This window comes from Algoriphagus lacus (assembly GCF_003583985.1).
Taxonomy (GTDB): domain Bacteria; phylum Bacteroidota; class Bacteroidia; order Cytophagales; family Cyclobacteriaceae; genus Algoriphagus; species Algoriphagus lacus.
This window is the reverse complement of record NZ_QXML01000004.1, coordinates 102,269-115,028: the sequence shown is the minus strand read 5'-3', so window position 1 is coordinate 115,028 and position 12,760 is coordinate 102,269. Positions and strand designations below refer to the sequence as shown.

At 42.8% G+C, this 12,760-nt stretch carries 15 protein-coding genes; 9 read left to right on the top strand and 6 right to left on the bottom strand.

The window, feature by feature from the left end:
- Positions 1-21: 21 nt before the first annotated feature.
- The 4 genes from D0X99_RS09485 to D0X99_RS09465 form a co-directional block, all read right to left on the bottom strand.
- On the bottom strand, positions 22-1,170 hold the full coding sequence (locus tag D0X99_RS09485; protein ID WP_119477529.1) for an N-acetylglucosamine-6-phosphate deacetylase: 1,149 nt from the start codon (positions 1,168-1,170) through the stop codon (positions 22-24).
- Positions 1,155-2,480 (bottom strand): sugar MFS transporter, encoded by a 1,326-nt coding sequence (locus D0X99_RS09480; protein WP_119477527.1) that lies wholly within the window; start codon positions 2,478-2,480, stop codon positions 1,155-1,157. The genes D0X99_RS09485 and D0X99_RS09480 overlap by 16 nt, the downstream gene beginning before the upstream one ends.
- Before the next feature lie 95 nt (positions 2,481-2,575).
- Complete coding sequence (locus D0X99_RS09470) at positions 2,576-3,316, bottom strand: glucosamine-6-phosphate deaminase (protein WP_119477525.1); 741 nt, start codon at positions 3,314-3,316, stop codon at positions 2,576-2,578.
- 9 nt (positions 3,317-3,325) lie between these two features.
- Positions 3,326-3,799 carry a hypothetical protein gene (locus tag D0X99_RS09465; protein WP_119477523.1) on the bottom strand — a complete coding sequence of 158 codons (474 nt, stop codon included), beginning with the start codon at positions 3,797-3,799 and terminating at the stop codon, positions 3,326-3,328.
- A 91-nt stretch (positions 3,800-3,890) separates the two neighbouring features.
- On the opposite strand from D0X99_RS09465, the gene D0X99_RS09460 reads away from it, so the two are divergent.
- Genes D0X99_RS09460 through D0X99_RS09450 form a run of 3 tightly spaced genes read left to right on the top strand, consistent with a single transcriptional unit; the run spans position 3,891 to position 6,930 of the window.
- A complete protein-coding gene (locus tag D0X99_RS09460) occupies positions 3,891-5,204 on the top strand; it encodes a sterol desaturase family protein (RefSeq protein WP_233553691.1) in 1,314 nt (437 codons plus the stop codon).
- A 14-nt stretch (positions 5,205-5,218) separates the two neighbouring features.
- Positions 5,219-6,334, top strand: coding sequence for an XdhC family protein (locus D0X99_RS09455; RefSeq protein WP_119477521.1), 1,116 nt, complete (start codon positions 5,219-5,221; stop codon positions 6,332-6,334).
- A complete protein-coding gene (locus tag D0X99_RS09450) occupies positions 6,334-6,930 on the top strand; it encodes a nucleotidyltransferase family protein (protein ID WP_119477519.1) in 597 nt (198 codons plus the stop codon). The genes D0X99_RS09455 and D0X99_RS09450 overlap by 1 nt, the downstream gene beginning before the upstream one ends.
- A gap of 36 nt (positions 6,931-6,966) precedes the next feature.
- Here the strand turns inward: D0X99_RS09450 and D0X99_RS09445 are convergent, their stop codons facing one another.
- Together D0X99_RS09445 and D0X99_RS09440 are read right to left on the bottom strand one after the other, a co-directional pair.
- Positions 6,967-8,112: a cysteine desulfurase family protein gene (locus tag D0X99_RS09445; protein ID WP_119477517.1), complete on the bottom strand. Its 1,146-nt coding sequence runs from the start codon at positions 8,110-8,112 to the stop codon at positions 6,967-6,969.
- A gap of 16 nt (positions 8,113-8,128) precedes the next feature.
- Complete coding sequence (locus D0X99_RS09440; protein WP_119477515.1) at positions 8,129-8,479, bottom strand: winged helix-turn-helix transcriptional regulator; 351 nt, start codon at positions 8,477-8,479, stop codon at positions 8,129-8,131.
- 116 nt (positions 8,480-8,595) lie between these two features.
- Between D0X99_RS09440 and D0X99_RS09435 the strand changes: the two genes are divergently transcribed.
- The 6 genes from D0X99_RS09435 (at position 8,596) to D0X99_RS09410 (ending at position 12,725) form a co-directional block, all read left to right on the top strand.
- Positions 8,596-9,363 carry a type 1 glutamine amidotransferase domain-containing protein gene (locus D0X99_RS09435; RefSeq protein ID WP_119477513.1) on the top strand — a complete coding sequence of 256 codons (768 nt, stop codon included), beginning with the start codon at positions 8,596-8,598 and terminating at the stop codon, positions 9,361-9,363.
- 92 nt (positions 9,364-9,455) lie between these two features.
- Entirely contained in the window at positions 9,456-10,175 is a 720-nt protein-coding gene (locus D0X99_RS09430; RefSeq protein WP_233553690.1) for a DUF481 domain-containing protein, read from the top strand.
- A gap of 5 nt (positions 10,176-10,180) precedes the next feature.
- On the top strand, positions 10,181-11,116 hold the full coding sequence (locus tag D0X99_RS09425) for a bestrophin family protein (protein WP_119477509.1): 936 nt from the start codon (positions 10,181-10,183) through the stop codon (positions 11,114-11,116).
- Entirely contained in the window at positions 11,116-11,727 is a 612-nt protein-coding gene (locus D0X99_RS09420; RefSeq protein WP_119477507.1) for a TMEM175 family protein, read from the top strand. The genes D0X99_RS09425 and D0X99_RS09420 overlap by 1 nt, the downstream gene beginning before the upstream one ends.
- Positions 11,724-12,341 carry an NADPH-dependent F420 reductase gene (locus D0X99_RS09415; protein ID WP_119477505.1) on the top strand — a complete coding sequence of 206 codons (618 nt, stop codon included), beginning with the start codon at positions 11,724-11,726 and terminating at the stop codon, positions 12,339-12,341. Before D0X99_RS09420 ends, D0X99_RS09415 begins: the two co-directional genes overlap by 4 nt.
- Positions 12,342-12,431: 90 nt before the next feature.
- Positions 12,432-12,725, top strand: coding sequence for a hypothetical protein (locus D0X99_RS09410; protein WP_233553689.1), 294 nt, complete (start codon positions 12,432-12,434; stop codon positions 12,723-12,725).
- The last annotated feature ends 35 nt before the right edge of the window (positions 12,726-12,760 follow it).

Sequence of the window (12,760 nt, the reverse complement as noted above, 5' to 3'; positions counted from 1 at the left end):
TGCTGTGGTTTTGATTTTGGGTTAACCAAGAGGTATTTCTACTTCGTTTTTAAAGACCTTGATGATTTTTAAACTGTGGTCAGGTAGCTGTTCAGCTAAAATAAGGTCGGCCTTTTGACCGATTGTGAAAGGTTCAAAAGCGGGTTCAAATAGCCTATGAGGCCGAATAGATGCCATTTGCCAGGCTTCAGGAAGATCTACGAGATTGTTTTTAAGAAGAAAATTGATGCCTTGGAGGATATTCATCGCCGATCCTGCAAGTGTGTTGGGATTTCCTAACAAGTGAAGCTTTCCATTTGACGCCAAGGTCACTTTTCCACCAACAGCAGCTTCGTATTCTCCAGGCGGCATTCCAGCCAAAGCCACGGAGTCGCTGACTAGCATCAGTTTTTCAGCTTTCACTTTCTTAAACACCTGAATCACTTCAGCCGGAAGATGAAATCCATCCGCAATTATGGTGGCAGAAAGGTTTTCGGCTGCCAGTTGAGACCAGAGGTAATTGGGATGGCGAGCTATGAGACTGTGCATTCCATTTCCCAAATGGGTGGAAAGCCTTGCTCCTGCTTTAACAGCTTCCATGATTTGCTCATGATTTGCATTGGTATGACCGATGGAAACTAAAATCCCGGATTCCACGCATTTTTCGATAAAGGAAGTACTTCCCTCCCATTCCGGAGAAAGGGTGATCATCCGGATTAGGCCTTCGCTTTCATTGATCCATTTTTGAAATAAATTCCAATCCGGTGCCTGGACAAACTCTCTGAAATGAGCTCCTCGTGGTCCGTCCACCGGTGAAATAAAAGGCCCCTCGATATGGATTCCTGTGATGCAGGAATGAGCCAATGAATCCATTTTGCGAAGCTGAACCACCTGATGAATTAAAGCTGAAATCTTCTCCGGAGAATTGGTGATGATCGTCGGAAAATGGCTCGTAACGCCGCATGAAAGCAATTTTCTGGAAATTTGACCCAAAGCCAAAATATCACTTTGAATCGAATTGTAGTCCAGACCAGAATAGCCATTGACCTGAATATCCGTAAAACCAGTTCCTATCCAAACATTTTCCGGACAGGTATCAACAGATAAAACAGACTTGATCTTTCCTTCGGAAACGCAGACTTCCAGCGGCTTTCCGTCCAAAAAAGACTTTCCGATCAGGCGAGTTTCCATCTTCTGATTTTATGTCCATGTACCGCATAAAACACCAAATACAGATAGCAAGGGAAAAGCACCCAATAGGCCTGCTGCACGTTGATCGCGTCAGCCACGGCCCCATAAGCAAGCGGCATGATCGCATTTCCGCAAAGCCCCATGATCATGATGGAAGCGCCGAGTTTGGTGAATCGACCCAATCCGTCCAAAGCCAAAGGCCAAATCCCTGCCCAAACCAAAGAATTGGCCAACCCTAACAATACCACAAACCAAATGGAAACATCTGTTGTGATCCCCAAAATTGTTACTTGACCGGAAGTAAAAATGATCAGCAGTGTGAATACCGTACCCAAAAGCGTACAAATCCGAAGCACATTTACCTGAGAAATCACCTTGGGAATCAGAGAAATTCCGATCAGATATCCCAAAATCGTAAAAGCCAGTGTGTAGGACGGAAAAACTTTGGCCTCCATCAATCCAATCCCAAAGGAGTTGGCGTATGGAATGACCGTATCGATAGCGATGACCTGAGTACCTACATGCAGGAAAATTGCCACAGCTCCCAAAATCAGGTGAGGAAACTGGAAAATGGAGGTTTTGCCTGAATTAGCTTCTGCAACTTCAGCCGTCTCATGCTCGGTGTCAATTTCCGGAAGTGGAGAAAACCGTACAAATATCCCCAATGCCAAAAGCACGGTTCCGACTACGGAATAAGGCAAAATGACTCGCCGGATCAATTCATCCAAGGCAGCGTCTTTCGCCTCGGGGGTCATGGTGTCCAACTGCTGAAAAAGCTCATTATCCCCTACTCTTAGAATGACCGCAGCAAACAAGATCGGCGCCAAAATCCCTGCGCCTTTATTGAAAATCCCCATCACGCTGATGCGTTGGGCGGCATTTTCTTTCGGACCTAATACAGTCACATACGGATTTGCTGCAGTTTGAAGTACCGCCAAACCTGTTCCCAATGTGAACAACCCCAATAGGAAAATCTCATAGGTTCGGCTCATCGCTGCAGGAACAAAAATGAAGGCTCCAACCGCCATAGCAAAGAATCCAACCATCATCCCTTTCTTAAATCCCACTGCTTTAAGCAGGTAAGATGAAGGCACAGACATGACTAGATAGGAAATGTAAAAAGCGAAAGCAACGAGGTATGAATCGAAGTTGCTAAGGGTAAAGGCGATTTTGAAATAGGGAATCAGGATCGCATTGACCCAGGAAACAAATCCAAAAATAAAAAACAGCATCCCGATGATTCCGATCGAAATCCAAGTGTCCCGTTGGCTCAGCTGATCGGCACGAACCGCAGCGGTGGTTTTTGACATAGGCTGGTTTTGGGTTTAAGGCAAAAGGAAATCGGATTTGATTTCCCCTTGCCTTAAATACCAAATTTTATGTCACCCATCCAAAAAATTTCCGATCAATGGTTGGAAAGCAAGGATGAAGCGGGTTTGTCCAAAAAAATCCGGCATTCGGGATGACTTTGCAGAATCGAAGCCGGATGAAGATTGGTGATTTCTCCCTCCAAGCATTCTTTTACGGCTTGGGCTTTCCTCAGCTCTGGAACTGAACAAATGATAGCTTTTGACTTCATAATCTGTCTGATAGACATGCTGATGGCCTGAGTGGGTACCGCTTCCAAGTTTGGAAACCAACCTTCTCCCAACTGCTGCATCCTGCAGGCGTGGTCCAAATTGACAACCAAGTAAGGATTCTCCGTTTCAAAATCAGCAGGTGGGTCATTGAAGGCCAGGTGTCCATTTTCTCCAATTCCAACGAAAGCGACATCTATCGGGTGATTTTGAATTAAAGCCGACAGTCTCTCACATTCTTTTCCGGGATCATTTTCTCCATCAATTAAGTGATAGGCTTTCAATTGCGGAACATGAACGAAAAACCTTTCCAGTAGATATTTCCGAAAACTCGCCGGATGGGTAATTGGAAGTCCAAGGTATTCATCCAAATGAAACACCGTCACCTTGCTCCAATCGATGTCTTTTTCGGCCAAAAGCTGTTTTAGCGTTTCAAACTGACTCGTTCCTGTGGCAAGAATAAGGTTAGCAAAACCCTGATTTTGGATCGATTTCCGGATTAGTTCAGCTCCGATTTTTCCGGCAGTTTGACCCAATTCCACAGGATTTTGAGAAATAGAAATAGTCATAGGTGGGGTTTATTCAAGTTCTTCGATTCGATATGAAAAGTCGCTCTGTAAATCTTCATGAAGTCCCGAAATCAGCTTTTTTGCTTTTCCAAGTTGCACCTGAAAGAGGTTGTTGATCACTGGATGTTTGAATTTCAGGTAGCCGTATTTTTTGAGTTCTTCGCAGAAAAATAAAATCAATTCAGTTTGATCTGCTTTATTCTTGCTCAGTTTAAGCGCCTTGTTAAGTTTTCGGCGAATAGCCTGAGCTGCTTTTTTTCCGAGGTGATAATTTTTGGTATTGGCTGTCTGAAAAGCTTCCTCCAATTCTTCTTTGACCGAATCCACAAAAAGGCCGGGTTGATCCCGCTCGTTGAGTTTGAAGTAGAGAAAGGCTTTGTTTTCCCGACTGAATTTGGCCAAATCCGTGATCAGCGTGATCAGTTCTTTTTCGGATAAGTAGCTCAGGTCTTTTTTGAGTTCGGCAAGCGATGGAATTTCCATGCTTAAAAGTAATAAGATTCAAACAGCCTCACTTTTCCACTCAAACATCTACATGTGATTTTCATCAAAAAATCCAGGACAGCCCAAAGAAATGTTGAACGGAAGCGAGTTAATCAATAAGTTTAGATCCAGAACGATAAACCCGATGGAAGCTTACGGACAGATTTTATTGATTGCAATGCCGGCGTTTTTTGTGCTGGTATTATTTGAAAAATTCTGGGGCATTTGGAAGGGCAATGACACAGTCCCTGTCAATGATATGATATCCAGTTTGAGTTCGGGAATCACAAATGTCACCAAAGACGTTTTGGGGCTCAGTATTGCCGTGATTTCTTATGGTTGGTTGTTTGAAAAATTCTCCTTTTTCCAAATTGAAGCGACTTGGCTGGTGTATGTGATTGCCTTTTTCGCTTTGGATTTTGCAGGATATTGGACCCATCGCATTGCACATGAGTACAATGTTTTTTGGAACAACCACATCATTCACCACAGCAGCGAAGAGTTCAACCTGGCATGTGCTCTTCGTCAGAGCATTTCCTCCATCGTTAAGATTTTCGCTGTATTTCTTATTCCTGCAGCTATTTTGGGGGTGCCTCCTCAAGTAATCGCCATTGTTGCTCCTCTTCACCTTTTCGCCCAGTTTTGGTATCATACCCGTCACATTGGAAGAATGGGTTTTTTGGAAAAAATCATTGTCACTCCCTCCCATCATCGTGTCCACCATGCCATCAATCCTGAATACCTGGATAAGAATTACGGGCAGATTTTCATTTTTTGGGACAAATGGTTTGGCACCTATCAGGAGGAAAAGGACGAAATTCCTCCCGTCTATGGCGTGACTAGACCAGTACAAACCTGGAATCCGATCAAGATCAATTTTATGCACCTTTGGCTATTGATCAAAGATGCCTGGAGAGCCCAAAACTGGATGGATAAGCTCAAAATATGGTTTATGCCACTTGGTTGGAGACCTGCCGATGTGGCCAAAAAATATCCAGTCAATAAAATTCAGGATGTGTACCACTTCGACAAATACAACCCATTTCTCACGAAAGGAATGCTGGTTTGGAGTTTTGGACAGCTGATTGTCCTCCTGCTTTTGCTCAGCTACTTATTCGGAAATCTTGCTGCTATCGGAGCTCCAGGGATTTTCTATTATGGAGGGTTTGTGTTTCTCACCGTGTTTGCCTACACCGAACTGATGGATCGAAACCCGAATGCCTGGGCTTGGGAGTTGTTGAAAGCGTCCTACGCCATGTATTTTGTAATTACTTCAGGAGATTGGTTTGGTTTAAATAGCTTTTTGCCTGGTTCGGTGTACTTTTTCGTAGGGTACTTGGTTGTGTCAGCGCTATTTTCGGTTTGGTTTTCATTCAGAAAAGAAAAGCTTCAACTCGCTAATTAATCCAGTTCGAATAAATGAAAGAACTTCAGCAGATAATCCAAGCTTACGAGGTCTGTAAATCAGAGAACCAATCCGTGGCTTTGGCCACTGTGGTACAAGTGGATGGTTCTGCTTACCGTCGGCCCGGTGCCAGAATGCTGGTAACTCAGGAGGGAAATCTGACCGGTGCAATAAGCGGAGGATGCTTGGAAGGTGATGCGCTTCGAAAAGCCCAAGCGGTGATTTTTCAGCAAAAATCAATGTTGGTTACCTATGACACCACGGATGAAGATGATCAGAAATTCGGCGTGGGACTTGGCTGTAACGGTATAATCCATGTTTTGATTGAACCGATTGACTTTCAGAATTCTGAAAATCCAGTTGAATTGATCAAAAAGGCACTTTCCGATCGGCAGACTTCACTCCTGTTGACTCTTTTCTCTGTTCAAAATTCTAAATCAGAACAGATCGGAACTGTCTTTTTAAAAAAAGGAAGTCAAGATTTCGGAAGTTTATCCAAGGTTCATGCGGATTTCAGACAAGTTTTAGAAAAGGAAATTTCAGAATTCGATGCCCCTCAAAATCTCATTCAGTCTTTTTCCGAATATCAGCAACTCTCTGTTTTCTTTGAAGTAATCAAGCCTTCTGTCAGAATCCTTCTTTTTGGCGCTGGAAATGATACGATTCCTGTAGCCAAACTTGCCGAGATTTTGGGATTTGAGTTGATTTTAATCGATGGAAGAAAAAATCTTGCAACTCAAACCCGATTCCCCTCGGCCAAACAAATTATCCAAGGTCCTGCCGAAGAAGTCATTAATCAGATCGAAACTGATCTGAATACGGTGGCCTTGCTCATGACTCACAATTTTGAATATGAAGTCATTGTCTTGGAAAAACTAATGACCTACATGATTCCATACATCGGGGTTTTGGGGCCAAAGCGTAAAACCGAAAAGCTGATTCAAAGACTCCAATCAAAAGGAATCCAGGTTTATACTGAAAACATGTATGCCCCGATAGGAATCGAAATCGGAGCAGAAACTTCCGAAGAAATTGCCCTTTCTATTTTAGCTGAAATAAAGGCAGTTCTCAATAAGAAACAGCCCATTTTTTTGAGGGACAAGCAAGGTCCTATTCACGAGAAAGGCTAATGAAGACTGGGATAATTCTTTTAGCTGCAGGCTCATCTTCTCGTTTAGGAAGACCAAAACAATTGATTGAATTTCAGGGAAAAAAACTTATTCAAAAAGCCATTGACGAAGCCCAAAAAAGTAAGGCAGATACTTTGGTGGTGGTACTGGGATGGAATCCTGAATTGGTCAAATCGGGTTTTGATTCTGAGAAAATCCCTCATGTGATTAATGAAAATTGGCAGGAAGGAATGGCCACAAGCATGCAGGCAGGACTTCGTTTTTTACTGGAAAAAGAGCAACCCGATCAAGTCATTTTGATGCTAGTAGATCAGCCTTTCGTGGATGTCGGTCTTTTGGATCAATTAATTTCGTTGAAGGGAAAATCCGGAAAAGGAATTGTGGCTTGCAGCTATTCGGATACTTTGGGAGTTCCGGTGATTTTTGATCAAACCTATTTTAAAGAAATGCTCGAATTGAAGGTTTCTGAAGGAGCCAAAAAGGTCATTCTGAGAAATGCAGATGATGTTTTTGAACTGGACTTTCCTCAGGGAGCAGTGGATTTGGATACGGAGGAGGATTTGAAAAGATTGAAAGATTTGGAAATTCCCGAATAATAACTTTGATCAAGCTCTGCTGGGAAAATTAAAACCTTAACTACTTCTCAATTCCAAAACTACTTTCTTTACCCAATTAAGAGTCAGGTCAATATCGGATTCGGTGGTGTTTTTACCCAAACTAAACCTGATTGAAGCCCTTCCCAAATCCGAACCTAAGCCCATTGCTTGGAGTACGTGACTAGGCTTAGGGGAAATGGAAGTACAAGCCGAACCCGAACTCACCGCTACTTTTTGATTCACTCTTTTGAGGAGTTCCTCCCCTTCCACACCTCCAAATGCAATATTGCTGACATGAGAGAGTCGAGCTCCCTGACTTCCGTTCAGTTTGCTATCCGTGATTTCCAACAACCCGTTTTCCAATCGATCCCTTTGCTTGCCAAGGCGTTTTTCTTCCTCTTTCATTTCCACAAATCGTAGCTCAGCTGCCTTTCCAAAACCGACAATTCCGGGCACATTCAGTGTCCCGCTTCGCATTCCTTTTTCATGACCTCCTCCATGGATTTGGGCCAAGGGCTTAGGAAGTTGGTGATTGTGTCTAACATACAGCGCACCTACTCCTTTTGGTCCATAGAGCTTATGGGCTGAGATCGCCATCAAATGGATTCCACTGGTAGAAACAGGGATTTTTCCAGCAGCCTGCACCGCATCAGTAAAAAAAACAATATTGCTCGATTCGGCCATTTGGGCGATTTTCTCTATCGGATGAATTACTCCTGTCTCATTATTTGCCCACATCAGGCAGATCAGTTTGGTATGGGGTAAGATGGCGGCTTCGAGTTCTTCAAGACTGATTTCCCCCTTGGAATTGACTGGTAGATAGGTGACTTCGGCTCCTCGTTTTTCTAATTCGGCGAAAGTGTCCAAAACCGCCTTATGTTCCGTCAAGCAGGTGATGCAATGCTGTTTTTCACCTGAATAGACCTCAAAAATTCCTTTGATTCCCAGATTGATGGACTCAGTAGCACCTGAAGTGAAAATGATTTCCTTGGCTTTTGCACCGATAAGTTGAGCGACTTTTTCCCTAGCCTCATCTACGGCATTTTCTGCCACCCAACCGAAAGGATGGCTTTTGCTGGCAGCATTGCCGAAATGCGTCCCAAAATACGGAAGCATAGCTTCAATCACTTCCGGTGCACAGGGAGTGGTTGCATTGTAATCGAGGTAAATTGGATAATTCATGGCAGTTAATTTTCAGCTATTGCTTGTGGACAATTTCAAATTCTTCCATCAATTGCAATCCATAATTTCGGATAGTCTCAATAATTGGAATTGCCCTCATTCCTCGCGCCGTGATTGAATACTCTACCTTAGGAGGTACAACGGGATATACTTTTCTTAGGATAAAACCCTCTTCCTCTAATTCCCTCAATTGACTGGTAAGCATCTTATGGGTGATATGCGGGATGTCCTTTTTCAACTCTCCGTAACGCATGACGCGATCCTTCAATCGCCAAAGAATCGGCATCTTCCAAGTACCTCCTATCCGATCCATCGCAAACTCGACCGGATTGTAATACAGCTTTTTGTTAAACAAAAAATCAGGCATAGGGCTTCAATTTTCCATTTCTTACCAAAACGTTCATATCATAAACTTAGGTAAGTATCTTTTCAAAGATAGTATTCATTTCAAAATTTGATTCGATCAACTATTCAAAAACAATCATGAATCAAATTTTAGAAAAACAAAGCTACGTTCACTTTCATGGCGCACCTTCAAAAGGAAAAATCTTGATGGTTGCCAGTTCCCCTGCTGTATCCAAGCAAACCGGTTGGCCGATTGGTTTTTGGATTGCAGAATTGACTCATCCGCTTCGCGTGTTTCAGGAAGCAGGCTATGAAGTAGAACTGGTTTCCACCGCGGGTGGAAAAATTGAAATGGATTCCTATTCCAATCCAAATGATCCCAGCGGGTATTCCGCACACGACGTCATTTCCTTGGGCTATTTGCAAAAACCTGAATTTAAGGCTATGCTGGAAAACACCAAAAAACTCACGGAAGTCAATCCAGCTGACTTTGACGCTATATTTTTAGTCGGAGGACAAGGCCCGATGTACACCTTTCGGGGGAACAAGGAATTGGAAAAGCTATTTGTGGCTTTTTACGAAGCCGGAAAACCCAGTGCAGCGGTTTGCCATTCCACTACCTTGCTTTTAGAAGCCAAAAAGTCCAACGGAGAGCTTCTAGTTGCAGGTAAGATATGGACAGGATTTGCGGATGTAGAAGAAGAATTTGCAGATCAGGCTGTCGGCATGAAAATCCAACCCTATCGCATTGAGGATGAGGCTCGGAAAATTCAAGGTACCACTTTCAAAGTTGCTGCTCCGTTTTCCTCTTATGCCATCATGGACGGGAATTTGGTTACAGGTCAGCAGCAAAATTCCGGCGCCGCTGCGGCTGAAATGGTCGTGGATCTGTTGAACTCCAAATAAACCAAAGAAGAAAGGAGATGTGGATGAGAAGAAATTTTGGTCCCCCGTTTTTTCTTTCCTGCCTTATTCTCCTTTCTTTTTTTGATCCGGTAATGGCTCAGCTCAACGAAAGCGATACTGCAAGATTTCAACTCAGGGCTGGCATGACGGGAGCACTTCAAAAAGGAAATGTAGACCTGCTGATTATTCGAGGAAAATTGGACTTGGTCAGTAACAGTTACAAAAAATTGGTTTTTAAAAGTCAAAACAACAGCCTTTATCAGGAATTCAGCGGGTTTAAAGCGGATAATGACATCAATAGTAGAAACTACCTCTATTTCAAACCTTTCAGAAAATACTATCCTTTCGCAATGGTGTATTTTCAGACGAATTACCGGAGAGAAATCAAAAGCCGAATCTTCGGTGGTGCTGGATATACTTGGCAAGTAATCCAACTCCCAAAGTCAAACCTGAAACTGTCAGGCAGCTTAGTCTATGAAACTACCTCATTTCGGAATGATCTGTATAATGAATCTTATTATAATGGCAGAAGTGATATTCCTCTGTGGCGAGGAACGATTTACCTAGCTGGTTGGCATAAGCTATTGGATCAAAAAATCAGGCTGTATTATTCTGGCTACTGGCAGCCCGGATTGGAAGAAGTACCCAATAACCGAACTTCTTTGGAAATAGGTTTTGACCTTTCGGTATGGAAAGGTTTGTCAGCCACGGCTCAATATACCTACACTTTCGAAGAAGTAGTAACGACCAAAGTCCTACAGGAGGACCGGATTCTGACCTTTGGAATCAGCTATCAACTTAAGAAAAACTAATCAGCATGATTATCAAACGCAATTTCAACCCGATTCGGGTATTTCAATATGTGAAAAGCGAAGTGTTATTTTCTCTTTTGGTTTCCTTATTGGTTTGGTGGGCTTATGAAAATCAAATCAGTGTTGTAGCCCTTCCCTTCTCCATTTCAGCGATTTTGGGAAGTGCCTTGGCGATTTTCATTGCTTTCCGAAACAACAATTCCTATGGACGATGGTGGGAAGCCAGGACAATATGGGGAGGAATCGTTAATTCCAGTCGCGTTTTAGCCAGATTGATCATCACTTTTACAGACAGTCACTCCCATCAGGCCAACTACGATAATGTTCGAAGTGAGGCTTTTAAGAAACAGATGATTTACGCTTGCATTGCTTGGGTCCATGCGCTGAGGCTTCATTTGAGAAAACAGGAAAACTGGGACGAAGTAGAACCCTTTTTGGAAAAGGAGGAATTCAAAAGCTTAGAGGGCAGTCAAAACAAACCTAATTTTATACAGCTGCTGATAGGCAAAAAAATCTATCATGCCATGGCCTCAGGTGTCTTGGGAGGTTTTGATTCGTTTCAAATGGAAGGACAATTATTGGCTTTAGCCAACTTCCAAGGGGGTTGCGAGCGGATCAAAAACACGCCCCTACTGCGTCAGTACGACTTTTTTACCAGGTTATTTCTTTTTGCTTTCATTTTCCTTTTGCCTTTTTCCCTGATTGGTGATTTTAATAAAATGGGGGTTAATTTTATGATGATCCCGGTTTCTTTGACCATTTCCTTTGTCTTTTCCATTTTAGCCAAAGTCGGGGAAGTAAATGAAGATCCGTTTGAGAACCGGATTACGGATGTCCCTCTTACGGCGATTTGTAACACCATTGAAAGGGACTTGAGAGAAATGCTGGGAGAAGAAAATCTTCCTGAAAAAATGCTTCCGGAAAACGGATTCTTATTCTAATGAGCACACACTTCCCCATAACGACATCCAGAATCGAAGCCTTCAGTGACGGTGTTATTGCCATTATCATCACAGTGATGGTTTTTGATCTAAAAATCACAGAGGCAATTTCTGAGGATGATTTTTGGAAGGCAATCGTAAACCTGCTTCCAAAATTGCTGTCTTATGTGGTGAGTTTTCTTGTGCTTGCGATTCTTTGGGTGAATCATCATCAGCTTTTTCACCAAATCAAGCACAGCGACGGGGCATTGCTTTGGTACAATCTTCATCTCCTTTTCTGGATGAGCTTGATCCCTTTTGCAACCAGCTTGATCGGTGCAAACCCAGGTCTTTGGCATGCCACGGCGTTTTACAGTTTGATTTTTCTCTTTAACTCTTGGGCCTTCGCTCTTTTGAGAAAATATGTAAACCGAAAGGAATTGCTCCATGAGTCAATCAGTTTGGAAGCACAGAGGAAAATTCTACGGAAAAACAGATTGGCTTTAGGTATGTATTTGGGGGCGGCTTTGTTGAGCCCGATTTCAATTTACCCGAGCTTTGTATTGCTGCTTTTAGTTCCTGCCATGTATTTTATCCCTGAGAAAATAACTACCAAAAACACTAATCCATGAAAATCGCAATAATCGGAACCGGAAATGTAGGTGGAGCCCTGGCTACCAAATGGGCCAAATCCGGACATGAAATCAATCTTGGAGTTCAGGATACCGCCAATTTCAAAGGAAAAGAACTGCTGAATAATCCCAATACCAAGCTGTTTCCTTTGGCAGAAGCTGTTGCTAAATCAGACGTAGTTTTAATTGCTACACCGGCCACTGCAGCAGTGGATGTTGCAAAAAGTCTGGGAGACACCACTGGTAAGGTAATCATTGACTCCATGAATATCGTTATGGGCAGAGGTCCGGTAGGTTTCAAAACAACTGCCGAAGCCATTTTGGCCAATACCCAAACCCGAGATGTAGTCAAATGCTTCAATACGACAGGATTCAACAACATGCAGAATCCAACCTATGGAAATATGGCCATCGATCTGTTTGTGGCAGGAGACAGTGAAAAAGGGAAAAAAATAGCTATTCAATTGGCCAAGGATGCGGGCTTTGGGGAATGTTATTCAATTGGAGGAAGTGACAAATTTGAGTTGATGGAACAATTTGCCTGGTTTTGGATCAATTTGGCCATGTTCCAGGGTCAGGGAAGGGAAATTGGGTTTAAGTTGTTGAAAAGGTAGATTTGGGTGACCTTTCCCATTTCCACTTTAAATACCATGCAAGAATTCTGGACTTTTGATTTTCCTTTATCCCCGAAACCAAAAGAGGATTTGGAAGAGATACTTGTGAAGAATGAAAAAGAACTTGGAATTTTTCTCTCTTATTATTTTAAAAAAGAAGGAGCTGTAGCAGAAAAAGTAAAACTGAGATCAGGTCCTGAATTTGAGTCAAAAACTACCGGATCAATGGTTTTAAGTTTTGACTTAGTCCATTTTAATGCTTGCCTGGCTATTCACGAGCAAGCCAGAGAGGAAATGAAAATCACCTTTGAAATAGATCCGATTACAGAGAAAGTAAAGTTGATTGGAGCCTATTGGCCAAGTCGGGAGATGGATGAGATTTAGCATATAGGTGCAATAAGATAATCCTGCCTCATTCC

Bases quoted from the DNA above. Each gene is read 5' to 3' on its own strand.
- D0X99_RS09460 (WP_233553691.1), top strand. From the start codon at position 3,891: ATGTTGAACGGAAGCGAGTTAATCAATAAGTTTAGATCCAGAACGATA.
- D0X99_RS09465 (WP_119477523.1), bottom strand. From the start codon at position 3,799: ATGGAAATTCCATCGCTTGCCGAACTCAAAAAAGACCTGAGCTACTTA.
- D0X99_RS09485 (WP_119477529.1), bottom strand. From the start codon at position 1,170: ATGGAAACTCGCCTGATCGGAAAGTCTTTTTTGGACGGAAAGCCGCTG.
- D0X99_RS09430 (WP_233553690.1), top strand. From the start codon at position 9,456: ATGGCTCAGCTCAACGAAAGCGATACTGCAAGATTTCAACTCAGGGCT.
- D0X99_RS09445 (WP_119477517.1), bottom strand. From the start codon at position 8,112: ATGAATTATCCAATTTACCTCGATTACAATGCAACCACTCCCTGTGCA.
- D0X99_RS09450 (WP_119477519.1), top strand. From the start codon at position 6,334: ATGAAGACTGGGATAATTCTTTTAGCTGCAGGCTCATCTTCTCGTTTA.
- D0X99_RS09470 (WP_119477525.1), bottom strand. From the start codon at position 3,316: ATGACTATTTCTATTTCTCAAAATCCTGTGGAATTGGGTCAAACTGCC.
- D0X99_RS09480 (WP_119477527.1), bottom strand. From the start codon at position 2,480: ATGTCAAAAACCACCGCTGCGGTTCGTGCCGATCAGCTGAGCCAACGG.
- D0X99_RS09415 (WP_119477505.1), top strand. From the start codon at position 11,724: ATGAAAATCGCAATAATCGGAACCGGAAATGTAGGTGGAGCCCTGGCT.
- D0X99_RS09440 (WP_119477515.1), bottom strand. From the start codon at position 8,479: ATGCCTGATTTTTTGTTTAACAAAAAGCTGTATTACAATCCGGTCGAG.
- D0X99_RS09425 (WP_119477509.1), top strand. From the start codon at position 10,181: ATGATTATCAAACGCAATTTCAACCCGATTCGGGTATTTCAATATGTG.
- D0X99_RS09455 (WP_119477521.1), top strand. From the start codon at position 5,219: ATGAAAGAACTTCAGCAGATAATCCAAGCTTACGAGGTCTGTAAATCA.
- D0X99_RS09420 (WP_119477507.1), top strand. From the start codon at position 11,116: ATGAGCACACACTTCCCCATAACGACATCCAGAATCGAAGCCTTCAGT.
- D0X99_RS09435 (WP_119477513.1), top strand. From the start codon at position 8,596: ATGAATCAAATTTTAGAAAAACAAAGCTACGTTCACTTTCATGGCGCA.